We start from the raw sequence: 24,483 nt of genomic DNA, 5'->3' as shown, positions 1-24,483 counted from the left end.
CACGGCCAAGCAGGCCGTGCTTTTGTGAATTCAGCAGATACAAAAATGTGGAAAATCCGAAACAAAAAACCACCCGTATAACGGGTGGTCATGACAGCAATGCTATCTCAGCTCTACGTTCTCAAGCCCCTGAACAAAGGAGAGAAGACGGTCCTTCATTGCCATGGCATCATCGTAGCCAATCTGGTATTGGGCAGACAGTTTCCCCGGGTCTTTTTCCATCCGTCCTGCAATAATAGGCTTGGACGGACGGATGATGAGCGCATTTCCTTCACGCTCCTCCCGCTCCGCAATTTCGATGCTCTTGTTGTAGTAACGATAGCGGTTGGAGATCGTGTGCGCGAATTCCCGGTGAGCCGGATAGCGCACGTAAGGAAACCAACTCATCCTGCTTTTTTTATGCTGAAAACCCGCGCAGCGGGTCAATACGATTATGTTTTTCTTGTTTTCCTTTGCAAGGGAGTATTCAATCGGGATGGAATCGCTTGCGCCGCCGTCCATCAACCGGAATCCATCTACCTTTACGATAGTGGAAGCCATAGGGATCGCGGCCGTCGCGCAAAGATATTTCATATCCGTATCATTGTTAAGGTCGGAAAGTTGCTTATAAAACGGCTTTCCATCAGCCAGATTCGTTGTGACGACAGTGAGCTTTTTTTTGGAATTTTTAAATTTATCATAGTCGAACGGAATGATATTTCGCGTTACTTCGTAAAATACATATTTCATTCCAAAAAACGAGCCGGTTGTAAAAAAATTCCAGGCGCTCAAATATTTACGGTTGATGCAGGTATTGTAAATAGTAAGATTGCGTCCATGCTGTTCGGAAACATAAGAGATCGCGTTGGCCGCACCCGCGGAAACGCCTATAATATCTTCCATATGAATACCAAGATCAAGGAACGCATCGAGAACGCCCGCCGTATAGGAGCCGCGCATACCGCCGCCTTCGAGTATCAAGCCTGCTTTTGCCATAAAATTCACCTCAGTTTTGTATTATAACTTTTTCCAAACAAAAAATCAAAATTATGATACAATATACCACAAAGGAGTATATTAATGATTGGGATAATTCTGGTGTTCGCTTGTATGGGTATTCTTTTTCTTTATTTTTTTGCAACCGCGGGGAAACCCGCACATTCCTGGCTGAAAGAATATGACTATGCGCACCGGGGGTTGCATTCGCCGGAAGTACCTGAAAACTCCATTCCCGCGTTTGAACGCGCCATCCGGGCAGGATATGCAATCGAACTGGACGTACACCGCTCAAAAGACGGCGTTCTGATGGTGTTTCACGACGATGACCTCGAGCGGATGACAGGCGCAAGCGGCAGGATCGAGGATTTGACGCTCGCGGAATTGGATTGTCTTAGGCTTGCGGGAACGAAAGAGGGGATTCCAACGTTCGATCAGGTTTTGCAAATTGTAGATGGGAAGGCCCCTCTGCTGATTGAGCTGAAAAATACGGGCCGTGCAGGACAGCTTGAGATTGATGTATACGAGCGGCTAAAATATTACAGAGGGCATTTTGCAATACAGTCGTTTTCGCCTTATTCTGTCCGCTGGTACTATAAAAATGCACCGGAAATCCCGCGCGGACAGCTTTCCGCGACCTTCGAGGAAGGGGCGGAAGCAATTCCGGCATGGCAGCGGTGGGGCCTGCGGCATCTTATCACCAACGCTATGTGCCGTCCTAACTTTATCAATTATGAAAAGAGCGGAGTACGGCAGCACATCGTTAAACGGCTGCGTAAAAACGGAGTATCTGTATTTGCATGGACGGTACGTTCTGAGGAAGAATGGAATTCTGTGCAGCCCTATATTGATTCGCTGGTATTTGAACAGTTTGAGCCAAAAGGCGGACAGCATGCGCAATAATAAGATTCTATCCGTACTGGTGATATTGTTGGGCGCTCTTTCCTTTCTGTTGTTTGTTCCGGGATTTTTCTGGGTGGGCGTGATCCTGGCGATTGCTGGTGTGATCTTTGGTTCCGCTACCCTGAAAACCCTGCATCTCTTCTCTGTGATCGGAATAGCACTGTGCCTTATCGCCTGCATTGGTTTCATGGCGGTTCTGGGAATCACAGGCGCTTCAATTTTCAGTTGACCGAAATACCTGTTTCAAGGGCTTGTTTTTTCGTTATAAATAATCAAAATGGGAAACAGGAGTAAACTCATGAATGTTTATGATTTTGATGTTAAAAAGATGAACGGCGAAATGCAGGCAATGCGGGATTACGAGGGAAAGGTTTTGCTTATTGTTAACACAGCGAGCAAATGTGGATTCACCCCTCAATTTGAAGGACTCGAGAAGCTGTATCAAGCTTACGGGGAGAGGGGACTGGTGATCGTCGGGTTCCCCTGCAACCAATTTGCAGGGCAGGATCCGGGCACAAATGAGGAAATCAAAGAGTTTTGCTCCCTCAATTATGGGGTAACATTTCCGATGATGGCGAAGGTCGATGTAAACGGAGAAAATGCGGCTCCGCTTTATCAGTATCTGAAATCGCAAAAAGGATTCAAAGGATTTGATATGGAACATCCAATTGCTCCCAAGCTCGATGAAATACTGAGTGCCGCGGATAAAGACTATGCCCAAAACAGTGATATCAAGTGGAACTTTACAAAATTCCTGGTCGACAGGAACGGTGCGGTCGTAGAACGGTTTGAGCCGACCTCTACGCCGGAACAGATAGCGCCGTCGATTGAAAAACTTCTTTGATCTCTCAAAAGCACCGTCTTTGCACGGTGCTTTTTTGATGCTTCCGCAAAAATCGCAAAAAAAAGTAGTATTCTGATCCGTTTTCCTATAAAATATTAGAAAAACACCGAAACCCTCCGGAATTTTTCTGCAAGGACCAACGGCACAAAATGCACTTTCCCGGTTATCACACGATCGATGTTTAACAACATGGAACGGAGAGGCGTTTGGAAACATCGGTAGAAAAGGTGAAACTATGGCGGAAGATTTCTATGATTTTACAAGTGCAAAAATAAACAGTCTGTCTAATACGGAAAAGCAGATTTTTAATTTTGTGGTCAGGAATATGCATCTTGTCAAGAATATGAGTATCCGCGACCTTGCGGCGGCTTGTTTTGTTTCCACAACGACGCTCTTCCGGTTTGTCAAAAAACTTGGCTTTTCCGGGTATTCCGAGTTCACGGCAATGATCCGCCTGACCGAACGGACCTCCAAGAATATCACGATTCCAAATGTAATCAGCAAAAAAGACTATCAGGAGGATTACCTGAAAAATGTCATCGAAGCAGTAAAGGTAATCAGCAATGATAAGATTGATCTTTTTAACAGGATTATGGACCGGTATCCGGTGGTATATATCCTTGGGCTTGGGCTCAGCGCTGATGTTGCGCAATATTTGCGGCGCATCCTTACGGTGCTCGGTTATCATGCCGAAACGCCGGTAGAGGATTATGAAATCAATTCCGTGCTAAAGCGGATCAAGCGGGAAGATGTGCTGATGGTGCTTTCCTACTCCGGAAATAACCGAAAGCTCGCGCGGTATATTGAACAGATCGTTACAGTGGCGACGCCTACAATTATTTCGATCACAAGGGCAGACAACAACATTATACAAAATATGAGCGACCTCAATTTTTATATGTTTGCAGATGATATCTCAATTGACGGGATCGACATCACGTCGCGTTGTGGAATGATAGCGGTAATCGAAACGCTGATGTATAAAAGGATTACGGAGCTGAAATAGTGTTGGAACCAATTAAAAAGCGGGGCAATTATGAAGTGCGCCCCGCTTTTTTTGCGCAACAATTAAAACAAACCGATGGTTTCTCCGTTTTCATTTAACGTAATACTCTCTGCAGCCGGTTTTTTGGGAAGGCCGGGCATGCGCATGATCGTCCCGCACAATACGACGATAAAGCCGGCGCCGGAGCTTAAGGCCACATCGCGGACATCCATCGTGAAGTTCTCCGGAGCCCCGAGCTTTTTTGGGTCATCCGAAAAAGAATATTGCGTTTTTGCGATGCAGACAGGAAGGTTTGCATATCCCTGATCCTCGTACATTTTTATTTTTTGTTTTGCAGTTTTGGAAAAATCAACGCGCTCCGCACCGTAGACCCGGGTGGCGATGTCGTTTATTTTTTGCGCAATCGGTTCGGCGTAATCATACGGATGACTGGGGGAAGAATGATTCAGTATGGAATCCGTAACCGCATCCGCAAGTTCGAGCGCGCCTTCCCCGCCTTTTGCCCAAACATCGCACAGGACGGCTTTCGCGCCCATGGACGCCGTTTGTTTCAGCGCCTCGTCCATTTCTGCCTGCGTATCGGTTGCGAAATGGTTAAGCGCAACGACAACGGGAAGGCCATAAATATTTTTCAGTGTGCCGAGATGGCGCTGGAGGTTAACGATCCCTTTTTTCACAGCATCTACATTTTCGGTGTTCAACTGATCTTTTGGAACACCACCGTGATATTTTAACGCCCGGACAGTGGCAACGAGGACCACTGCGTCCGGCCATAGGTCTGCCGCCCGGCATTTGATGTCGAGGAATTTTTCTGCACCGAGATCCGCGCCGAAACCAGCTTCCGTAACAGTATAATCCGCAAGGTGGTTTGCCATTTTAGTGGCGATGATACTGTTGCATCCATGCGCGATGTTAGCAAACGGCCCGCCGTGCATGAGGACCGGGGTATGCTCCAGCGTTTGTACCAAGTTCGGCTTGATTGCCTCCTTGAGAATAACGGACATTGCCCCGCCTGCGCCAAGATCTTTGGCCAAAACAGGCTCCCCATCCAGATTGTAACCAATGGTGATCCGGTCAAGCCGTCTTCTAAGGTCGGCTTGACCGGAGGCGAGGCAAAGCACTGCCATGATTTCAGATGCTGCGGAAATATCGAAGCCATCTTCACGGGGGATACCGTCCGTACGTACGCCGAGGCCGCAGACAATATTGCGGAGGGCACGGTCGTTCATGTCCATACAGCGCTTAAAAGTAATATTTTTTACATCGATGCGCAGTTCATTGCCATGATAAATGTGATTATCGATCATCGCGCACAATAAATTATTGGCCGTGGTTACGGCATAAATATCGCCTGTAAAATGCAGGTTAATATCCTCCATAGGGATCGCCTGTGCGTAACCGCCCCCTGTAGCGCCGCCCTTGATACCGAAAACCGGGCCGAGGGATGGCTCCCGCAAGGCAAGGCAGGTTTTCCGCCCCCTGCGGGAAAGGGCGTCGGCAAGACCGATGGAAACGGTTGTTTTTCCTTCGCCGGCCGGCGTTGGGTTGATTGCGGTAATGAGGATCAGGCGTCCGGGCTTCTTCGTTTTTTCAAGCTGCGTTAAATAAGAAAGCTGTATTTTTGCGATGTCTTTTCCGTAGGGAACCAGAGCCTCTTCCGGAATACCAAGCTTTTCCGCGATCTTCGCAATCGGCTCCGCCACTGTGGAATTCGCGATTTTCAAATCATTATTCATCGGTGTCACTCCTGTGATAATTTGACTATTAGCTCTATTTTCGTTCATCTGCATATGTTTGTCAATGTGTGTTATAATAATAGGCATGGAAAAAGAACTGGAATTTTTTAGAATTGACGGCACTTATTACGGGGGAGACCAGAATTGGCATACCCATCATATGATGAAGCTCGGCGGGTGCTCCGCCGTATGCGCGTGCGAGCAATGCATTGTACTGGCGAGGTCTTTTCCCTCGCTCGCGAAGCTGTACCCTTATGATCCTTTCCATGTGACAAAGGAGGATTTTCTAAGGTTTTTTGAGATTATGTTCCGGTATATCCATCCGGGGATCGGCGGCCTTACCAGCATCGATAAATTTGAACGGATGTTTCTGCGCTATGCGCAGGATGCGGGGGTGGAGCTGGAGTTCAAAAAGCTGGATGGGCATGCGGAAACCGGACAGGCAAAAGAATTTGTACAGCATGCGATCCAAAGCGGCGTTCCCGTGATGTACTTGATGCTGAAACATGCTGATATCACATTTGACGAATATGAATGGCATTGGTTCAACCTGACGGGCTATATAACGTGCGCGGCAGAAATGGAGGTTACATTTGCAACGTGGGGGAAAAAGTGTACGTTCGATTTTGTGCGTGCGTGGGATACCGGAAAGTTTTGGAGGGGCGGTATGCTGCGGGTTGCGGACCAGTACCTGAAGTAGCTGCAGCGTGTGAATTTTGAGCGGAAGCAGACCGGAAAGCACTTTACATCCGGTTCGGTTTTTAATATACTTATAAAATACGGACTTATGTCCTGACATAAGACGTGATTGGTGAAAGGGGCATTTCAAAGGGCATGAAGAAAAAATTGATTGTTTTGCTTGTCATCGTGATCGCAGCGGTGGCTGTTTTGGCGGGGTGCGGCGGTGCACAGGAAATCAAACGGCCGGAGGCGGATGGAGAGACATTCACTGTGACGGGTTCCTGTACGGCGGAGCTTTCTGATGGAAAGCTAGTCGTTTCGGGGGAAACCAACCTGATGGATGGGACAAACGGTATCATCAGTGTGCTGAATTCAGACGGTACGCGTATTGAACAGCAGAAGGTTACCAAAGAAGGAGATAACCTGAAGGCGGAATTTACCGTGGCGGAGGATTGGCCGGAGACAGTCTATGGCTTTATTATGTTCGACACATCGAAATCGGACGGCCAGCCGGACGCAGTGAAGGAAGCATATGGAAAGAAGTTCCAGAACCTTGTAGGGGATGACCTGATTTGGGATCAGAGCGGAATTATTGTCGTATTTCAGAGCGAAGCGGTAAAGATAAAATAACAGGCTGCACGGCAGTTTCGCTATATCCCGCATCCATTTGGGGAGGCGTTATTTTTCTTTTGAGAATGGGAGCTAAAGGCAATGAATGAAATTAAAGAAATAGCGCAGCGGATCAGCGTTCTGCGCGAGATCGAAGAAATTGGAATTGAAGAAATGGCGCAGCTTACGGGAAAGACCGTAGAAGAATACAGGGAATACGAATCCGGTGAAAAGGATTTTTCATTCAGTTTCCTGTATACGCTTGCAAACCGTTTCGGGGTTGATATTACGGAGCTTCTTACGGGGGATAATGCGAAGCTTAAGACCTTTACGCTGGTAAGAAAGGGCGAAGGACTTAAAATGGAACGCCGCAAGGCTTATAAATACCAGCATCTCGCGCCGATTTTCAAAAACCGGGCAATGGAACCGTTCCTTGTAACGGTGGAACCGAAAGATACGGACGCTGTAAAAAAGAACGCGCACGAAGGACAGGAACTCAATTATGTCGTGGAAGGAAGCATGACGATCTTTATTCATGATGCAGAGATACGCCTAAATGAAGGGGATACCGTCTATTTTGATGCCTCGACGCCGCACGCGATGCGCGCAGAGGATGGAAAGCCCTGTAAATTTTTAGCGATTATTTCAAAGTGAGGACGGACATGAGGATATACGAAAAATTCAGCACGGCAGGATTTACGAGTTACGAAGATTTTGCGAAAAATTTCAAGACCTTTGTACCGGAAAATTTTAATTTCGCCTTTGACGTAGTGGATGAGCTGGCAAAAGAAAAGCCGGAAAAGCGCGCGTTGCTGTGGACAAATGACGCAGATGAAGAAAAGATTCTTACATTTGATGATATCAGCAGGCTGTCGAGCCAGGCAGCAAACTTCTTCAAAGGAGCAGGAATCAAAAAGGGCGACAAGGTGATGCTGATTCTGAAGCGCCATTATGAATTTTGGATCGCGGTTATCGGCCTGCACAAGCTGGGGGCGATCGCTATTCCGGCGACGCATCTTTTGACAAAAAAGGATATCGTTTACCGGAATAATGCCGCGGACGTCAAGATGATCGTGTGCACGAAGGATGGAGAGCTGAAAGAGCATGTGGAAGATTCGGAAGCGGAGTCGCCAACGCTTGAAACAAAAGTCATTGTAGGGGAAAAGCGGGAAGGGTGGCTTGAGTTCTGGGAGGAAATGGAAAAATACGGACAGAATTTTCCGCGCCCGCAAGGAGGGGAAGCGACGCATAACGATGATATCATGCTCCTCTATTTTACCTCCGGCACCACGGGGATGCCCAAAATGGTGGCACACAATTTTGTGTATCCGCTGGGGCATATTGTGACGGCCGTTTATTGGCACAATGCTGATCCGGAAGGCCTGCACCTTACGGTAGCGGATACCGGTTGGGCAAAGAGCGCATGGGGAAAGCTCTATGGCCAGTGGCTGGCAGAGACGTGCATCTTTGTCTATGACATGGATAAATTTGTCCCGGACAAGCTTTTGAAAAAGATTGAAAAGTATAAGGTGACGACCTTCTGTGCGCCGCCGACGATTTACCGTTATTTTATCAAGGAGGACCTCGGCAAATACGATCTTTCGTCTTTGAAATATGCGACGATCGCAGGGGAACCGCTGAACCCTGAGGTTTATTATCAATTTTTGGAGGCGACAGGCCTGAAATTGATGGAGATTTACGGTCAGACAGAGCTTACGGTTACAATTGGAAATTTTATCTGGATGGAACCCAGGCCGGGGTCTATGGGCAAACCAAATGCGATGTACGACCTTGACATCGTCGATGAAAACGGCGATTCATGCGCACCGGGCGAAACAGGCGAAATCGTAGTCTATACAGACAAGGAAGTGCCTACGGGAATGTTTATGGGCTACTACCGTGACGATGAACGTACGCAGAGTGTCTGGAACTACGGCGTATACCATACGGGAGATGTTGCGTGGAAGGACGAAGATGGCTATTTCTGGTATGTGGGGCGGGCGGACGACGTGATTAAATCCTCCGGATACCGTATCGGACCGTTTGAAGTGGAAAGCGCACTTATGGAGCATCCGGCGGTGCTTGAAACAGCGATCACCGGCGTACCGCACCCGGAGCGCGGACAGATCGTTAAAGCGACGATCGTCCTTGCAGAAGGTTATGAACCCTCGGATGCATTGAAAAAGGAATTGCAGAACCATGTGAAAAAAACAACGGCCCCTTACAAATATCCGCGAGAAATTGAATTTGTGAAGGAACTGCCGAAGACCATCAGTGGTAAGATCCGCCGGGTGGAACTTCGTGAAAAGGATCAGGTAAAAAAATAAAGTTTCAGGAAAGGGAAAACTAATGGAAGCAAAGACAAACCAAACAAAAAAAGCACCGTTTATTATTCTGGCAATTATTATACTTGCGACCTGCGCGGCCTATTTTATAGGCTTTGGCGGGTACCTTAGCGGCGCGGCGGCGGCTTCCGGATTATCGCTGAATTTCCAGATGGTTCTTTACTATCTGTATTTGTACGGCGGTTTGATGGTTGCCTGCATTGTCGTTTTAATGATAGTGGTGCTAGCGCTGAAAAATATGCGTGAATTTTTCGCAAAAATGTTTGTGTGGGGCACGTTCCTTTTGGCTATGCTTGGAAGCGCAGGTTTTTACGGGAATCTGGCACAGCTTTCGAGTTTTACGTCTACGGATCAGGTCATCGCATTTTTTGCCACCTATGCGCCCTATGTGGCGCTGTCCGTCGCTTCGGTCGCACTGATCGTGCAATGGGATGACAACCGCCGCAAAAAGGCCAATATGGTCTCGCTGGTATGTATGCTGGTTTCGGCCGCGATGACGATTATGCTGGTTTCAAATGTTATGACGCAGATGAAATCGATGCTCGACATGCTGGGGACGATGCAGGCGGTTTATATTTACCAGTATATCTTTATGATTACGACCGCGCTTGCCTGTACGCTGATGTGCGTCTTCTATTTCTATGTGACGCTTAGCCGCAGAAAATTTGATTGTCACATGATCGGCATGACCGATGAAGAAGCCGGGATCGTAGAGCGCATTGAAGCGCGCGTGGACGAAATCGCGGACGAGGTAGAGGAGCTGGCCACGGAGGGCGAAGCGATCATCGAAGCGGAAAAACAGATCGATGAAGCGGTGGAGGAAGCCGCGCAGACTCTGCAGAGTACTGATTCCGTAATCGTAGAGACCGAGATTGTTGTAGAAGAAGCCGAGGAAAAATAACGAAGAGACTAACATTGCAAGAACGTCTGCGGGGAAACCCGCGGGCGTTTTTTCTTGGAAATACAGGCGTGCTATGGTATAATATAATATCTGTAGCGGCAAGAGGAGGAAGCAAATGAAAAGCTATCGTGAAGTATTGGAATTTGAAGTTCCGCAGCGCAGGCAGCTTTTGAATATTACACCTCAGGTGGAAAAAGCACTCCGGGTGAGCGGCATCAAGGAAGGCCTGTGTCTTGTAAATGCCATGAATATAACGGCAAGCGTTTTTATCAATGACGATGAAAGCGGCCTGCATGCTGATTTTGAAAAATGGCTCGAGCGTCTCGCGCCGGAAAAGCCTTATAGTCAATATGCCCACAATGGCTACGAAGATAATGCAGACGCGCATATGAAACGTACCGTGATGGGGCGTGAGGTCGTTGTGGCAGTTACGGATGGGCGTCTTGATTTTGGAACGTGGGAACAAATATTTTATGGCGAGTTTGACGGAAAGCGCAAAAAGCGCGTTTTGATTAAGATAATAGGAGAATGACCTTTTGAAACCGACGAAGGAAGAACTTCAAAAGCCGGAGGAAGGCGAACAAAAGCCGGAACTGGAGAAACTGCGGGAAAGAGAAAAGCCGCGCAGGAAGGGGCCGGCGGAACGTATGTGGGCGCCGATCAAGCTGCACCTTGATGAGGATTACCAGTATGTTACAAAAAACTGGGGCCTGCGCTTTCTATATTATTTTGCGATGTTTGTAGGAATGCCTTTCGGATATCTGTTTTTTAAGATCCGCTGGGGGTTTGGCGTGATCGATAAAAAGAACGCCAAGCTGGTAAAAAAAACGTCTGCGATCACGGTGGCAAACCATGTGCACAACATGGATTCGCCAATGCTTACTTATGTGTTTTACCCGAGCGCGCCTTATTTTGTCGCTTTGAAGCATAATTTTGAAGCGTTTATAATAGGCGGCCTTGTGCGTGTGCTGCGAGGGGTTCCGCTGCCGTCCGATCTAAAAAATTTTGAACATTTCTCCGAGCAGATGAATGATGTGCTCCAGCATACGACGCGCAAAGTGCATATGTATCCCGAGGGGGAGATTGCGCCCTATTCAAGGGAGCTGCGGAAATTCAAAAATGGCGCGTTTCATTTTGCTGTGAAAAATAATGTCCCCGTACTGCCGATGGTGTTTGTTTTTCCCAAGCCCCAAAAGGTGAAGCTGGTTGTTGGGAAGCCCATTTATCTGAAAGATGTTCCGGGAGCGGAGGGGCTGAAACCTCCAAAGCAGACGGTACTGATGTGCAGGTATGTGAGGGAAAAGATGCAGGAAATGCTGGATGAATATTATGGAGGACTCGAAAAATGAAAATCAGGAAGGCTGTTATTCCCGCTGCAGGACTTGGAACGCGTTTTTTGCCTGCGACAAAGGCACAGCCAAAGGAAATGCTCCCCATCGTGGATAAGCCGACCATTCAATATATCGTTGAAGAAGCGGTTGCGAGCGGAATTGAAAGTATTGTAATTATTACGGGCAGGAGCAAACGGGCGATCGAGGATCATTTCGATAAATCGATCGAGCTGGAGCTGGAACTGACGAAGAAAAACAAATGCGAACTGCTGCAGCTTGTGGAAGATATTGCCAGCATGGTAAACGTGATGTATGTGCGGCAGAAAGAGCCCCTCGGGCTCGGTCATGCGATTCTTACGGCAAGGGACTTTATTGGCAGCGAACCGTTTGGCGTGATTTTGGGAGACGACGTGGTAAAGGGAGACAGGCCCGCGCTCGGGCAGCTTATGGATGCCTATGAGGAATGCGGGTCCACCGTACTTGGCGTTCAGCGGGTGAATATTGAAGATACCGATAAATACGGCGTGGTTGCTACGGACGATCCGGAAGGGAGGATGCACCGGGTTTCCGATCTTGTCGAAAAACCCGGCCCGGAACACGCGCCGTCCGATATTGCAATTCTGGGGCGGTATGTTCTCACCCCGGGAATATTCGAGGCGATTGAAAACACTCCGCCGGGGAAGGGCGGGGAAATCCAGCTTACGGACGCGATCAGAAGGCTGAGAGAGACGGAAGCGATTTACGCGTATGAGTTCGAGGGAAAGCGTTATGATGTAGGCGATAAGCTTGGCTTTCTGAAGGCGACCTGCGAGTTTGCGCTCGACAGGGAGGACCTCCGGGAGGATTTCGCGGAATACTTAAAGGAATTAATAGGAGAGATGAAATGAGCGATATCAGGAACATTAAGCTTGCTCCTTCGGGCAGGCAGAAAATTGAGTGGGTTAAACGGTATATGCCCGTGTTGAAGAGCTTTGAGGAGGAGTTCGCGCCGCAGAAACCGTTTGATGGTTATCGGATGTGTGTATGTTGCCATCTGGAGGCTAAAACGGCGTACCTGATCCAGGTGATACAGGCATGCGGCGCCAAGGTCGCGGCTTGTGCGTCCAATCCGTTATCCACGCAGGATGACGTGGTTGCGGCGCTTGTAGAGGGTGGCGCAGACGTGTATGCGATCCACGGTGAAACAATGGAGCAGTATGAATCCCACATCAGAAGTGCGTTGGAAACAGAACCGAATTTGATCGTTGACGATGGCGGCGATGTAATCACCATGCTGCATGAAGAATTTCCGGAACTTCTCGCGGGGGTCATCGGCGCGAGCGAGGAAACAACGACAGGCGTGCTGCGGCTCAAGGCGATGGAAAAAGCCGGAGAGCTCAAGATACCGGTGATTCCCGTTAACGACGCGCAGTGCAAGTATATGTTTGACAACCGCTACGGGACAGGTCAATCCGTCTGGGACGGCATCATGCGTACGACGAACCTGATCGTCGCAGGAAAACGTGTGGTAGTTGCAGGTTATGGCTGGTGCGGAAAGGGCGTTGCCAAACGGGCTGCCGCACTTGGCGCGCGCGTGATTGTAACGGAGATCGACCACATTAAGGCGACGGAAGCTCTGATGGACGGTTTCGATGTGATGAGTATGAACGATGCGGCGGCGCTTGGAGATATCTTCGTTACCGTTACAGGCTGCGAGGATGTTATTGTGGGTCGTCATTTCGATAAAATGAAGGATGGTGTGCTCCTTGCGAACGCCGGGCATTTTGACTGCGAGGTCAAGGTTTCCGAGCTTGCGGAGATGAGTGAAAAAGTCGTTGAAATGCGCAGCAATGTGGAAGGCTATGTGCAAAAGGATGGAAGGGTGCTGAATGTGATCGCGGGGGGCCGTCTCGTGAATCTGGCGTCAGGTGACGGGCATCCGGCGGAGATTATGGACATGAGTTTTGCACTGCAGTTCCTTGCGCAGAAGTATATCAGGGAAAATCACAGCTCTATGAGGCCGGGCCTTATGAATCTGCCCGAGGACATCGATTACAGCGTAGCTGTGAGAAAGCTGAAAGCGATGGGCGGCGCGGTGGATGTGCTGACGCCGGAGCAACATAAATATTTATATGGAGACTGAAACCATGATAGAAATACGCCATGCGGCACTGGTTACGAATAATGACAGGGATGAAGTGGTGCGGGATGCGACGATACAGGTAAAGGATGGAAAGATCGCTTACGCAGGACCGGGAAAGGATGCGCCTGAGTTCTCCGCAGAGCGCGTGATCGACGCGCACGGGAATATCGTAATGCCTGGATTTGCGAATATGCATACCCATGTTCCCATGAACCTCTTTCGTTCCTATGCGGATGATCTTGACCTGATGACATGGCTGAATACGCGGATTTTCCCCGCAGAGGATAAGCTTACGAAGGAAAGCGCTTATTGGGCAAGTATGGCCGCAATGTGCGAGCTTGCGGCCGCAGGAGTGGTTGCTTTCAACGAGATGTATTTTTTCGTCGATTCCATTGCCAGGGCGGCACGGGAAAGCGGCCTGCGTGGGGTCCTTTCGCGTGCGGTGGTGACCCCTGCGCCCGGCGTGGGCGAACGAATGCTGGCGGAAAGCAAAGAGCTGTTTGAGAAATATAACGGCCAAGGACGGCTGAAAGTTTTCCTGTCGCCGCATGCGCAATATACGGTAAACAACGGGATGCTGGAGCAAATTGCGCAAATGGCAGAGGAGCTTGGCACCGGGGTGCATATGCATGTATCCGAGACGCGCGGCGAACATGAAACGTGTATGAAAGAACAAGGGATGACTCCGATTGAGCTGTGCCGGAAAACCGGATTGCTCGGCGTACCGTTTTATGCCGCGCATTGTGTATGGGTGAGTGAACATGATATGGAGTTAATGGCAGAGTTCGGTGCTACGGTGCTTTCGTGCCCCAAAAGCAACTTGAAGCTTGCAAGCGGGATCGCCCCGCTGGAAAAAATGATGCGAAAGGGCGTCAGGGTAACGCTGGGAACGGATGGCGCCGCTTCCAACAATAAGCTGTCCATGTGGGAAGAGATGACTTATGCCTCCTTCCTGCAAAAAGGAACGACCTATGATCCCAAAGCGATGCCTGCCGCGCAAACATTGAAGTTAGCTACGCGTTACGGCGCGGAAGCGCTCGGCTTGGACAGTGGAATTGTTGAAGCGGGCAAGGACGCGGACCTTGTTATGATAGATACGGCGGGGATTCGTTATACGCCGGATTATGACGATGTATCGTTGCTTGTGTACGCAGGCAGCGACGCGGACGTGTGTATGACAATGGTCGGCGGAGACGTTATCTATGAAGATGGGAAATTTGCATTTGCGGATATTGGGGAAGTAAAGGCAAAGCTCGCAGAATATGCAGAAATAATGAAAAAGATTTAAAGGTAGAAATTCATGCGGAAAAAAGCCAGTGTTATCCTGATTTTGATTTTAATAGTACCGCTGTTATTGATCGCCTGCGCACAGGAAGGACTCCCTTCTGCAACGGATGCGGAGGGAAAACAGGTAAAGGGAACTGTTGCGGGTGGGGATGCCTCCCTTGGCGATGCCGTGAACCTGAAGGATATCAATGTGGAACAGCAGGGAGAGAACACGGTTATCACGATGTATTTCCTCAATGGCTCACGTGTTGCAGGAGTGGATGAATCGAAAATATCCGCTGTTCCGGAATATAGCATACAGATGCTTTCTGCGCCGTATCGGATGCAGGTGGATATTTCCGTGAACTATTGGGATTACGCCGGAAATAACGAAACGTATAATAACAGCGTATTATATGGAGTGTTTAGCACGATTCATTCAGACAGCCAGGGCAAGATATCTGTGTTTTTCCAGCTGAACGAAGATGTTGAAGCGACGGTAAAGGAAGACGGCGATAAGCTGGTTCTTAACCTTACTCCACAGCCACAAGCGGGCCGGGAGGCTTATTTTGTAGGCTTGAACGCGTATGAGGCCTATGAACAAAACCTGATCCCGGAAGATACGGGGCTTACGCCTACGATGTGCGACGGGCTTTCCGATATCATGCTGATTTCCGCCCCGCTTAAGGACGAGGCTTCCGCAAAGAAACTTGCGGAGGAGATTGATCTAAAAATTGCCAATACAGTGCCGGCCAAAAAAGCTTATTCGTTTACGATGAATACGGACGCTCTTCCTCCTTACAATAAAGACGCGGATACTGAGTCTGTCAAAGAGGAACCCGTTGTGTTGAAGGACGGGACCCCGACAGCACTTCCGGTTTTGGTGGAAAACGGGCGCTATCTTTGCACCACCAGCCAGGGAAATATTATCTATGCCCGCTCCTATGTCCCAAACAGCGGAGAAGACATGGAACAGGTATTAAAAGAAAAGCTGTGGGTGATCGAAACAAACGGTAAAAAAACGCAGCTTGAGCTTCCCGATTTCTACAGTGTGGAGAAAGCGGCAGTATCGGCGGATGGACGGTATATTGGCATACTGGATTCCGGAATCGAGAACAAAGTACTCTATGTTTATGATATGCAGGAAAATATTCTGCACAATCTTGGCGAGGAGGGACTCGGAACGATTACGACCTCCTTTGCATGGGACGCCGAAAGGCCTGTTGTCTATGCGATGTCCGGCCTTGGCACGGCGCAGGGGGCCAATGCGCTGCAGCTTGTGAAATATGATTTTTCCAAAGAAGCGGGCAGCCGTGTAGATGCCATTGGCGGCGATACGCCCGGGGCTGACAGCAAGATCACGCTGGTGGGTGGGAAAATTTATTTTGTGGATAAGGAAGCCCAAGAGATATATTCAGTAGATACGGCTACGGAAGAGCGGGAAGTAGTGGCACAAGGGATTGATTTTGCAGTATCGCCGGACGGAAATAATATTGCGGCGGTCGTTCCAGTCGTCGAGGCAGGGGAAGACAGCGAATCGGTAACATTTAATATTGTGATGACAAACCTTTCCACACGGGAGCAGACCGAGGTGATCCAGGGGATTGGAGAGGGTGAAAGTCCAAGTCTTGGTTTTGATGCCGGCAGCGATATTCTATATTTTACGACATATTCCTATGAAGGCGTAACGCCGGAGTATCAGGTCGCGATCTTAAAATATACAATCTCGGCAGCGGAGCTTTCTGTGCTTGAGTATTCCAAAACAGAACGGATCATGCCAGGATTGAATGCGGGAGAAATTTATATCATCAATTATTACAGCCAGAACGAAGACAGCTTCTATGTAACCTACGTTCAGACTGAAAAATAAGCAGGCAAAGCCGTACGCGCTATTTCTTTTATACGGAAAAGGAGCGGACGGCTTTTTTATTGCACCGGGAACAGGTGCGAAATGGAGGTAAGGATGAAAACGCTTTTAGTTGCCGTCAATTCAAGCTATGTACATACCAACCCTGCTGTTCGCTCCCTATCCGCAATAAATTCTGTTCCCTTTGCGGAATTTAATATCAATCAGGACAGTCATAACATCCTGCGCAGCATTCTTTCCTATAGGGCGGAGATCGTTGCGTTTTCCTGTTATATCTGGAATATCGAACATGTGCTGCGGCTGGCGGAAGATCTTAAAAAAGCTCGTCCTGGCATAATCGTGATTATGGGAGGGCCAGAGGCATCGTTCCATGCAAAAGAAATACTGGAAAGCCGGCATGGATATGTGGATTATGTAGTGTGTGGAGAGGCGGAGGAAAGTCTGCGGGAGTTGCTTGGGGAGATCGGACGGGGAGACGTGATCCAGACGCCGGGGGTATTGTATCAAGAAAATGGAAAATGCACCGGAGATCAGAGCTACAGGATTGTAAATAATATGAACTTGCTGCCCGGTCCCTTTGCAGCGGAGGACGAATACGACGAAAACAAGCTTTACTATTACGAGTCGTCACGGGGTTGTCCGTTTGCCTGCGCCTATTGTATGTCGGGAAGCCTTGGCGGAACTGTACGGGAGAAGTCCCTTGACCGGGTAAAGCATGAGCTCATGGCCTTCGCACGAAAGGAAGCGAAGCTCGTTAAGTTTACGGACCGCACTTTCAATGCCAACCGGACGCGGGCCAAGGAGATCATTCGGTTTGCCGTGGAAGAAACAGGGGATACCTGTTTCCATTTTGAAGTGGCGCTGGATCTTATGGATGAGGAAATGGTCTCGCTGCTGCGCAGCGCGCCTGCTGGTAAAATTCAGCTTGAAGCAGGAGTACAGACAACGAATCCGCATACGCTGGAAGCTGTTATGCGCCGGATGGACCTCGACAAGCTGAAGCGGAATGCGGAAGCAATTCGGGAACAGGGCAATATTCACCTGCATCTCGACCTGATTGCGGGACTCCCCTATGAAGGCCTGGATAGTTTCCGAAATTCATTCAATGAAATATACGGTTTGTATCCGGATAAGCTGCAGCTCGGCTTTTTAAAGCTGCTGCCCGGAACCACGCTGCGGCGGGAAGCGAAAAAATATGGAATCGTCTATAGAAGCTATGCCCCGTACGAAGTAATCCAGACGAATGATATTTCGGCGGAGGAATTGCTGTTGCTAAAGGGCGTTGAAGGCATCCTGAATCGCTATTACAACACGGGACGGGCAAGAAAAGCTTTGGATTACCTGACAAAGAACCAGCTTATAGAGCCGTTTGAGCTCTATGAGCGATTCTATACCTTCTGTGAGCAGGAGGGCTATGCGTCACGGCCGCTGAGTGTAAAGAATCAGTTCATTGTGCTGATCGAATATGCAAAAAAGTATCTGCCGGAATCTTCTTTGGGAGAATTTTTTGCGGTGTTGCGCAAGGATTACGACCGTACAAAAACCAAGGGGCAAGTCCCGGAAGAACTATCAAAATTTGTTTGAAAAACCTGTTTACACCATTTTGATATCGGTTATAATTAAAATGAAGGTCAAAGAAAGTCAAAGATAGGAGGGCGAAAAATGTCGGTACTGAGCGACCATATTGAAGATTTCATCAAGGAGTTGATGACAGAAGCAGACGGCATGGCAGAGCTTCAGCGGAACGAACTGGCACAGAAATTTAACTGTGCGCCGTCGCAAATCAATTATGTGCTGACAACAAGGTTTTCGCCGAACCGGGGATATATTACCCAGTCTCGAAGGGGCGGAGGAGGATATATCCGGGTGATACGTTTGAACATTGATAAATGCGATTATGTTTCACAGGTGATCGAACAAAATCTGAGGCATGGAATCAATATGCGGCAGGCAACGGAACTAATCGAGGGGCTTGTGCAGACCGGGCTCATTGGGAACGGAATGAAAAATGTGCTGCTTGCAGCGATTTCGGACAGAGCGCTTATTGCCGCGCCGGAACAAAGGAATGAATTGAGAAGCTCAATCCTAAGAGAGATTTTGGCTTCTGTATTATTAAGGGAGGACGAATAATTATGTTGTGTGATAAATGTAAGCAGAGGGAAGCAAATATTCATATCAAACAAAGTATCAACGGTGTGACTACGGAAAGAAACCTGTGCGAAACCTGTGCGCGTGAAGAAGAAGGATTGATGAACGCCTTCTCCATGGATCATTTTTTCAATGATCTTTTCGCAACCAGTTTGCTGAAACGCGGATCGAGGCGGGTGGGAAGTATGTTCGATATGGCACCCCAGATTCCAGCTACAGGAAATGACCGCTATAACGCAGAATTTGTAGGCGTCGATCAGCCGTTTGAAAGCGGGGTTGAGCTTCCGAAAATCAATCTTGCCCCGAAGAAACAAGAGGAAGGGAAAGAGGAAGCGGGAAAAGACGGCCTGAAAGCACAGCTCGAACAGGCAATCAAAGAAGAAAATTATGAAAAAGCCGCGGAGATACGCGACTTAATGAAAAAGAAAAAAGAGAAAAGCGATGAAACGGCTTAAGTTGTTTTAACAAAGAAAATGACGGTTACATTATAGCCAGAAGAAGCCGTTTGTAACAGTAAGAATGGGCGTGCCGCTCGCCGGAACAGCGGTGACCCGGCGGACCATCCGCAAGGGTTTAAGGGAGGACAATATGGATAACATGTCAAGGTTTACTGCAGGTGCGCAGGAGGCTGTCAATCAGGCGGCACAGTTCGCCAGCAGTATGGGCGAAAATTATGTAGGAACGGAACACCTGCTCCTCGGGCTGGTTCTCGAGGGAGGCACTGCAGCAGAGATCCTGAGAAAGCAGGGGATTGATGCCGACAAGGCGGCAGAATATATCCGTTCTGTTTCAACGGACGGTGGCTACGGAAATCCGCAGGTGATCGGCTACACGCCCCGGACCAAAAAAATCATAGAAATGAGTGTGGCGTTTTCGCGGCAGCTCGGACAGAATTTTATCGGAACGGAGCATATGCTGCTTGCAATTATTAACGAACGTGAAAGTATGGGATTCCGTATGCTGCGTGACCTCGGAGCGGATTTGGCGGCAATGCAGCAGGAGATACTGGCAGTCGCGCAGGGAGCGCCTGTAAGCGGAGATGAAAATTCTAAATCGTCCACTCCGAAACTCGATAAATTTGGCCGCGACCTTACGCTTGCGGCAAAGAACGGAGAGCTTGATCCGGTGATTGGACGTTCGGAAGAAATCGAGCGGATTATCCAGATATTGAGCCGCCGTACGAAAAACAATCCCGTTTTGATCGGAGAGCCAGGTGTTGGTAAATCCGCGATTGCGGAAGGGCTCGCTGAGAAGATCGTGGAGGGCAATATTCCAGATATGCTGAAGAACAAGCGTGTTGTGATGCTCGATCTTGCTGGAATGCTGGCGGGATCGAAATTCCGCGGCGAATTTGAAGAGCGGTTAAAAGATGCGCTTGATGAGTTGAAAAAGGCGGGCGACGTGATCCTGTTCATCGATGAGCTTCATACACTGATCGGCGCTGGCGCGGCGGAAGGCGCGATGGATGCGGCAAATATTTTAAAGCCGATGCTCGCGCGCGGTGAAATTCAGGTGATTGGCGCAACGACAATTGATGAGTACAGGAAGCATATCGAAAAGGATGCGGCTCTTGAACGGCGGTTCCAGCCGGTAAACGTCGGCGAACCTACGCCGGAAGAAGCTTTGCAGATACTGGAAGGCCTGCGCGACAGGTATGAAGCGCATCATAAGGTAACGATTACGGATGAAGCGCTGAAAGCGGCCGTTGACCTTTCTACGAGGTATATCATGGATCGGTTCTTGCCGGATAAGGCAATCGACCTGATCGACGAAGCGGCCTCCAAGGTAAGGATTTCTATGTTTACTTCTCCGCCGGACCTGCGGGAACTGGAAGAGAAACTGGAAGGCATCGGCAAAGAGAAGGAAAGCGCGATCGCGCATGAAGACTTTGAGAAAGCTGCGAAGCTGAGGGATGAGGAAGCCGATATCAAGCGTGATATAGAGCATTGCTCCGAGGAATGGCGCAAGGCTGTTGCCAAGGAAAAGGGCGTTGTTACGGAAGAGGATATCGCGCAGATCATTTCCAGTTGGACGCATGTCCCGGTCAGCAAGCTGACGGAGGATGAAAGCAAGAAATTACTCAATCTCGAGAACATGCTGCATGAGCGTGTGATTGGGCAGGATGAAGCGGTTTCCGCTGTTGCCAAGGCGATCCGCCGTGCACGGGCGGGACTGAAGGATCCGGCAAGGCCGATCGGCTCGTTTATCTTCCTCGGACCCACCGGCGTAGGTAAAACGGAGCTTACCAAGGCGTTGGCTGCGGCAATGTTTGGTGATGAAAACGCGATGATCCGTCTCGATATGTCGGAATATATGGAGAAACATTCCGTATCGAAGCTTGTTGGATCGCCTCCGGGATATGTTGGTTATGACGAAGGCGGGCAGCTGACACAAGCGGTCCGTACCAAGCCGTACTCGGTAGTTCTATTCGATGAAATCGAGAAGGCGCATCCGGATGTATTCAATATGCTGCTGCAGGTTCTGGAGGATGGACGTTTGACGGACTCCAAAGGCCGGACGGTCGACTTCAAGAACACGATCATTATCATGACATCCAATGTGGGCGCGCATGAGATTGCTGCGAACAAGATTGGTTTCGGCAAGGAAAACGACGGCGATATGGAGCAGCTGAAAGAATATGATGAGATGAAGGAAAGGATGATGGAAGCGTTGAAAAACACATTCCGTCCGGAATTCATCAACAGAATCGACGACATCATCGTGTTCCACAAGCTGACGGAGCAGGATACGGAAAAGATTGCCGAATTAATGTTGAACAGCGTTATCAAGAGGCTGCATGACAGGGAAATCGACCTTACGTATACCAAGGATGCAGCAAAGCTGATGGCCAAAGACGGTATGAGCGACCAGTATGGCGCACGACCGTTACGCAGGATGATTCAACAGACCGTGGAAGACAAGCTTTCCGAAGAAATCCTTGCCGGGAAGATCAATATCGGCGACAAGGTTAAGATGTTTGTAGAAAACGGAGATGTTGCATTTAAAAAAGAAAATTGATATAATGTAGCAAAGCACAAGTGCGGCAAAGATGATTTGCCGCTCTTGTGATATTTGCTCACAGTTTACGGATCAGAAAGAGGAAACGTTCTATTATGGATGTACGTTCGGGCATTTTGATTGTTATCGCATTGTTGTTTACGTTTTTTGTAACGTATACGACGACGCCGCTTGTCCGTAAGCTTGCGTTCAGAGTAGGCGCGATTGATGTTCCAAAAGATGAAAGACGCATGCATAGCAAGCCGATTCCAACCATGGGAGGGCTTGCTATATTTGTCGCATTTGCTTTCGGGATGCTCGCATTTGTGGACCTGAGTCCATCCTTCGTGGGGCTTCTTATCGGTGCGCTTATGATTATTATCCTGGGAATACTGGATGACATCTATGATTTGAAACCGTATATAAAACTGTTGGGTCAGGTTTGCGCGGCATTGGTAGTGTGCTTTTCCGGCGTGCTGATTACCCGCGTGACATTATTTGACCAAATTATTTATTTTGGAAACTGGGCGATTCCAATTACAGTTTTGTGGATTGTCGCGATTACCAACACCATTAACCTGATCGACGGATTAGACGGCCTTGCGTGCGGTATCGTTGCGATCTCGTCGTTTGCTTTGCTTGCGGTCTCTCTGCTCTCTGCCGGGAATCCGACGGTTACGATCGTGGCGGCGGTGCTTGCGGGTGCCTGCCTTGGATTTTTGCCATATAATTTGAACCCCGCTAAAATTTTTATGGGGGATGCCGGGTCGATGTTTCTCGGCTTTGTGCTGGCGGTAATCTCTATCCAGGGATTTTTCAAGGTCAATGCGGTTGTGTCTTTTGGTATTCCTTTCCTTGTGCTGGGGCTTCCGATTGCGGATACGGCCTTTGCGATACTGCGCCGCCTGCTGAAAGGGCAGCATCCGTTCCATGCCGACCGTAAGCACTTGCATCACAGGCTAGTCGATATGGGACTGAACCAGAAACAATCAGTTTCTCTTTTGTACGCGATCTCCGCGCTTCTCGCAATTTCCGCGGTTCTTTTTGCGGAAAGAGAATTTACCGGTGCCATCCTTGTATTGGTACTTTCTTTTGTTGTCGGTTCTATCAATTGGATGGTCTTGAAAAGAGAGCATCAGCATGCGCTCGAGGAAGAGAAAAAGAAAGAACAGGAAGAAGAGGAGAAAAATGCGCCGCAGCCGTAGGGCAGCGCGTGTTTTTTTATTACCGTCAGTTTGCCTCACTGTGCAATGCATGGTGTGAAATAATTTTATGAACGATAGGAAAGGAAGAAACGCACATGAAAATCACGGAAGGTCTTACATTTGATGATGTTCTGCTAAAACCGCAAAGGAGCGTTGTCACGCCGAATGAAGTTGACGTCTCTACTCACATTACGCCGAATATCAAACTCAATATACCGATCATGAGTGCTGCGATGGATACCGTTACGGAAAGCGGCCTTGCTATCGCAATTGCGCGAGAGGGAGGCATGGGTATTATCCACAAAAACATGTCGATCGAGCAGCAGGCGGATAACGTTGATAAAGTAAAACGCAGCGAGCATGGCGTTATCAGCGATCCGTTTTCGCTTTCGCCCGACCATACGGTAAATGACGCAGACCAACTGATGGGGCGCTATAAGATTTCCGGTGTGCCGATCGTAGAGAAAGACGGTACGCTGATTGGGATCATCACAAACCGCGATATGCGTTTCGAGACGGATTATTCGCGCAAGGTGAGCGAGGTAATGACGAGCGATCACCTAATCACCGCGCCGATCGGTACGACGCTCGATGAGGCGCAGCAGATTTTGCGGAAATATAAAATCGAAAAGCTGCCGCTTGTGGATAAGGACGGCAAGCTGATGGGCTTGATTACAATCAAGGATATCGAAAAATCGATTCAATATCCGATGTCGGCAAAGGATAAAGGCGGCCGTCTGTTGGTAGGCGCGGCGGTCGGGACAGGAAATGGAACGATTGAACGGGTGGAAGCGCTTGTAAATGCGAAGGTGGACGCAATCGTGATTGATACGGCGCACGGGCATTCTGTTTATGTGCTTAAGGTTCTGGAAAAAGTTCGCTCCAAATTTCCGGAGCTTGATATTATTGTTGGCAACTGTGCAACGAAGGAAGCGGCGCATGACTTGATCGCCGCGGGAGCGAGTTGCGTAAAGGTAGGTATCGGGCCGGGATCCATTTGCACGACGCGCGTTGTCGCCGGAATCGGAGTGCCGCAGCTTACCGCAGTTATGGATTGTGCCGAGGAAGCGGGAAAATATGGCGTTAAGGTTATTGCGGACGGTGGGATCAAGTATAGCGGAGACATCACCAAAGCGCTTGCAGGCGGTGCAGCAGCCGTTATGATCGGCAGCCTGTTTGCTGGGACCAAGGAGAGTCCGGGGGAGATGGAGATCTATCAGGGCCGTAGCTTTAAGGTATACCGCGGCATGGGATCGATTCCCGCGATGCAGAAAGGCAGCGCAGACCGGTATTTCCAGGAAAGCACCCAAAAGCTGGTGCCCGAGGGCGTGGAAGGCCGCGTACCATATAAAGGGCCACTTGCGGATACGACGTTCCAAATGGTGGGCGGCCTGAAATCCGGTATGGGATATTGTGGAGCCGCGACGATCGAACAGCTTCAGGCAAATGCCGAGTTTGTCAAGATTACGAGCGCCGGACTTTTGGAGAGTCATCCGCATGACATCAATATTACCAAGGAAGCGCCGAATTACAGCGCCAAATAACCA

At 49.0% G+C, this 24,483-nt stretch carries 23 protein-coding genes; 21 read left to right on the top strand and 2 right to left on the bottom strand.

Features of this window, described 5'->3' with window-relative positions; translation table 11 throughout:
- Positions 1–102: 102 nt before the first annotated feature.
- On the bottom strand, positions 103–975 hold the full coding sequence (locus B1H56_RS04820; RefSeq protein ID WP_066518343.1) for a patatin-like phospholipase family protein: 873 nt from the start codon (positions 973–975) through the stop codon (positions 103–105).
- A gap of 84 nt (positions 976–1,059) precedes the next feature.
- Between B1H56_RS04820 and B1H56_RS04815 the strand changes: the two genes are divergently transcribed.
- From B1H56_RS04815 to B1H56_RS04800, 4 genes are all read left to right on the top strand, one after another.
- Positions 1,060–1,878: a glycerophosphodiester phosphodiesterase family protein gene (locus B1H56_RS04815; RefSeq protein ID WP_066518346.1), complete on the top strand. Its 819-nt coding sequence runs from the start codon at positions 1,060–1,062 to the stop codon at positions 1,876–1,878.
- Positions 1,868–2,107, top strand: coding sequence for a hypothetical protein (locus B1H56_RS04810; protein WP_066518348.1), 240 nt, complete (start codon positions 1,868–1,870; stop codon positions 2,105–2,107). The genes B1H56_RS04815 and B1H56_RS04810 overlap by 11 nt, the downstream gene beginning before the upstream one ends.
- Positions 2,108–2,176: 69 nt before the next feature.
- The gene (locus B1H56_RS04805; RefSeq protein WP_066518349.1) at positions 2,177–2,722 is read left to right on the top strand and encodes a glutathione peroxidase; all 546 of its coding nucleotides are present in this window, start codon (positions 2,177–2,179) and stop codon (positions 2,720–2,722) included.
- A 235-nt stretch (positions 2,723–2,957) separates the two neighbouring features.
- Positions 2,958–3,728: a MurR/RpiR family transcriptional regulator gene (locus B1H56_RS04800; RefSeq protein WP_066518352.1), complete on the top strand. Its 771-nt coding sequence runs from the start codon at positions 2,958–2,960 to the stop codon at positions 3,726–3,728.
- Between the two features lie 62 nt (positions 3,729–3,790).
- Here B1H56_RS04800 and B1H56_RS04795 read toward each other — a convergent pair whose 3' ends face one another.
- On the bottom strand, positions 3,791–5,464 hold the full coding sequence (locus tag B1H56_RS04795; protein WP_066518353.1) for a formate--tetrahydrofolate ligase: 1,674 nt from the start codon (positions 5,462–5,464) through the stop codon (positions 3,791–3,793).
- A gap of 85 nt (positions 5,465–5,549) precedes the next feature.
- Here B1H56_RS04795 and B1H56_RS04790 point away from each other — a divergent pair, with 85 nt between their 5' ends.
- The 17 genes from B1H56_RS04790 (at position 5,550) to guaB (ending at position 24,480) form a co-directional block, all read left to right on the top strand.
- Entirely contained in the window at positions 5,550–6,164 is a 615-nt protein-coding gene (locus B1H56_RS04790) for a hypothetical protein (protein WP_147554676.1), read from the top strand.
- Between the two features lie 134 nt (positions 6,165–6,298).
- Complete coding sequence (locus B1H56_RS04785; protein WP_066518356.1) at positions 6,299–6,775, top strand: hypothetical protein; 477 nt, start codon at positions 6,299–6,301, stop codon at positions 6,773–6,775.
- Between the two features lie 81 nt (positions 6,776–6,856).
- Positions 6,857–7,408 carry a helix-turn-helix domain-containing protein gene (locus tag B1H56_RS04780; RefSeq protein WP_066518359.1) on the top strand — a complete coding sequence of 184 codons (552 nt, stop codon included), beginning with the start codon at positions 6,857–6,859 and terminating at the stop codon, positions 7,406–7,408.
- 14 nt (positions 7,409–7,422) lie between these two features.
- On the top strand, positions 7,423–9,081 hold the full coding sequence (locus B1H56_RS04775; RefSeq protein WP_066519258.1) for an AMP-binding protein: 1,659 nt from the start codon (positions 7,423–7,425) through the stop codon (positions 9,079–9,081).
- Between the two features lie 22 nt (positions 9,082–9,103).
- Positions 9,104–10,000, top strand: coding sequence for a hypothetical protein (locus B1H56_RS04770; RefSeq protein WP_066518361.1), 897 nt, complete (start codon positions 9,104–9,106; stop codon positions 9,998–10,000).
- Between the two features lie 115 nt (positions 10,001–10,115).
- Positions 10,116–10,532 carry a secondary thiamine-phosphate synthase enzyme YjbQ gene (locus tag B1H56_RS04765; protein ID WP_066518364.1) on the top strand — a complete coding sequence of 139 codons (417 nt, stop codon included), beginning with the start codon at positions 10,116–10,118 and terminating at the stop codon, positions 10,530–10,532.
- Positions 10,533–10,536: 4 nt separating this feature from the next.
- Positions 10,537–11,349 carry a lysophospholipid acyltransferase family protein gene (locus B1H56_RS04760; RefSeq protein ID WP_066518365.1) on the top strand — a complete coding sequence of 271 codons (813 nt, stop codon included), beginning with the start codon at positions 10,537–10,539 and terminating at the stop codon, positions 11,347–11,349.
- Positions 11,346–12,218 (top strand): UTP--glucose-1-phosphate uridylyltransferase GalU, encoded by an 873-nt coding sequence (galU, locus tag B1H56_RS04755; RefSeq protein ID WP_066518368.1) that lies wholly within the window; start codon positions 11,346–11,348, stop codon positions 12,216–12,218. Before B1H56_RS04760 ends, galU begins: the two co-directional genes overlap by 4 nt.
- Entirely contained in the window at positions 12,215–13,453 is a 1,239-nt protein-coding gene (locus B1H56_RS04750) for an adenosylhomocysteinase (protein ID WP_066518377.1), read from the top strand. Before galU ends, B1H56_RS04750 begins: the two co-directional genes overlap by 4 nt.
- A gap of 4 nt (positions 13,454–13,457) precedes the next feature.
- Positions 13,458–14,741 (top strand): amidohydrolase family protein, encoded by a 1,284-nt coding sequence (locus B1H56_RS04745; protein ID WP_066518379.1) that lies wholly within the window; start codon positions 13,458–13,460, stop codon positions 14,739–14,741.
- A 42-nt stretch (positions 14,742–14,783) separates the two neighbouring features.
- Positions 14,784–16,589, top strand: a complete 1,806-nt coding sequence (locus tag B1H56_RS04740) for a TolB-like translocation protein (RefSeq protein ID WP_156515108.1) — start codon at positions 14,784–14,786, stop codon at positions 16,587–16,589.
- A 93-nt stretch (positions 16,590–16,682) separates the two neighbouring features.
- Complete coding sequence (locus B1H56_RS04735; protein ID WP_066518389.1) at positions 16,683–18,170, top strand: B12-binding domain-containing radical SAM protein; 1,488 nt, start codon at positions 16,683–16,685, stop codon at positions 18,168–18,170.
- A gap of 78 nt (positions 18,171–18,248) precedes the next feature.
- On the top strand, positions 18,249–18,716 hold the full coding sequence (locus B1H56_RS04730) for a CtsR family transcriptional regulator (protein ID WP_066518392.1): 468 nt from the start codon (positions 18,249–18,251) through the stop codon (positions 18,714–18,716).
- 2 nt (positions 18,717–18,718) lie between these two features.
- Positions 18,719–19,189, top strand: coding sequence for a UvrB/UvrC motif-containing protein (locus B1H56_RS04725; RefSeq protein WP_066518395.1), 471 nt, complete (start codon positions 18,719–18,721; stop codon positions 19,187–19,189).
- Positions 19,190–19,322: 133 nt separating this feature from the next.
- Positions 19,323–21,752, top strand: a complete 2,430-nt coding sequence (locus B1H56_RS04720; RefSeq protein WP_082771219.1) for an ATP-dependent Clp protease ATP-binding subunit — start codon at positions 19,323–19,325, stop codon at positions 21,750–21,752.
- Between the two features lie 95 nt (positions 21,753–21,847).
- On the top strand, positions 21,848–22,936 hold the full coding sequence (locus tag B1H56_RS04710; protein ID WP_066518398.1) for an MraY family glycosyltransferase: 1,089 nt from the start codon (positions 21,848–21,850) through the stop codon (positions 22,934–22,936).
- A gap of 95 nt (positions 22,937–23,031) precedes the next feature.
- The gene (gene guaB, locus B1H56_RS04705; RefSeq protein ID WP_066518400.1) at positions 23,032–24,480 is read left to right on the top strand and encodes an IMP dehydrogenase; all 1,449 of its coding nucleotides are present in this window, start codon (positions 23,032–23,034) and stop codon (positions 24,478–24,480) included.
- The last annotated feature ends 3 nt before the right edge of the window (positions 24,481–24,483 follow it).

The sequence above is a fragment of the Christensenella minuta genome (genome assembly GCF_003628755.1).
GTDB classification, from domain to species: Bacteria; Bacillota; Clostridia; order Christensenellales; family Christensenellaceae; genus Christensenella; species Christensenella minuta.
This window is presented reverse-complemented; position numbering and strand designations above follow the sequence as displayed.

Coding starts and splice junctions, on each gene's coding strand:
- B1H56_RS04820 (WP_066518343.1), bottom strand. CDS start 975: ATGGCAAAAGCAGGCTTGATACTCGAAGGCGGCGGTATGCGCGGCTCC.
- B1H56_RS04815 (WP_066518346.1), top strand. CDS start 1,060: ATGATTGGGATAATTCTGGTGTTCGCTTGTATGGGTATTCTTTTTCTT.
- B1H56_RS04810 (WP_066518348.1), top strand. CDS start 1,868: ATGCGCAATAATAAGATTCTATCCGTACTGGTGATATTGTTGGGCGCT.
- B1H56_RS04805 (WP_066518349.1), top strand. CDS start 2,177: ATGAATGTTTATGATTTTGATGTTAAAAAGATGAACGGCGAAATGCAG.
- B1H56_RS04800 (WP_066518352.1), top strand. CDS start 2,958: ATGGCGGAAGATTTCTATGATTTTACAAGTGCAAAAATAAACAGTCTG.
- B1H56_RS04795 (WP_066518353.1), bottom strand. CDS start 5,464: ATGAATAATGATTTGAAAATCGCGAATTCCACAGTGGCGGAGCCGATT.
- B1H56_RS04790 (WP_147554676.1), top strand. CDS start 5,550: ATGGAAAAAGAACTGGAATTTTTTAGAATTGACGGCACTTATTACGGG.
- B1H56_RS04785 (WP_066518356.1), top strand. CDS start 6,299: ATGAAGAAAAAATTGATTGTTTTGCTTGTCATCGTGATCGCAGCGGTG.
- B1H56_RS04780 (WP_066518359.1), top strand. CDS start 6,857: ATGAATGAAATTAAAGAAATAGCGCAGCGGATCAGCGTTCTGCGCGAG.
- B1H56_RS04770 (WP_066518361.1), top strand. CDS start 9,104: ATGGAAGCAAAGACAAACCAAACAAAAAAAGCACCGTTTATTATTCTG.
- B1H56_RS04765 (WP_066518364.1), top strand. CDS start 10,116: ATGAAAAGCTATCGTGAAGTATTGGAATTTGAAGTTCCGCAGCGCAGG.
- galU (WP_066518368.1), top strand. CDS start 11,346: ATGAAAATCAGGAAGGCTGTTATTCCCGCTGCAGGACTTGGAACGCGT.
- B1H56_RS04750 (WP_066518377.1), top strand. CDS start 12,215: ATGAGCGATATCAGGAACATTAAGCTTGCTCCTTCGGGCAGGCAGAAA.
- B1H56_RS04745 (WP_066518379.1), top strand. CDS start 13,458: ATGATAGAAATACGCCATGCGGCACTGGTTACGAATAATGACAGGGAT.
- B1H56_RS04735 (WP_066518389.1), top strand. CDS start 16,683: ATGAAAACGCTTTTAGTTGCCGTCAATTCAAGCTATGTACATACCAAC.
- B1H56_RS04730 (WP_066518392.1), top strand. CDS start 18,249: ATGTCGGTACTGAGCGACCATATTGAAGATTTCATCAAGGAGTTGATG.
- B1H56_RS04725 (WP_066518395.1), top strand. CDS start 18,719: ATGTTGTGTGATAAATGTAAGCAGAGGGAAGCAAATATTCATATCAAA.
- B1H56_RS04720 (WP_082771219.1), top strand. CDS start 19,323: ATGGATAACATGTCAAGGTTTACTGCAGGTGCGCAGGAGGCTGTCAAT.
- B1H56_RS04710 (WP_066518398.1), top strand. CDS start 21,848: ATGGATGTACGTTCGGGCATTTTGATTGTTATCGCATTGTTGTTTACG.
- guaB (WP_066518400.1), top strand. CDS start 23,032: ATGAAAATCACGGAAGGTCTTACATTTGATGATGTTCTGCTAAAACCG.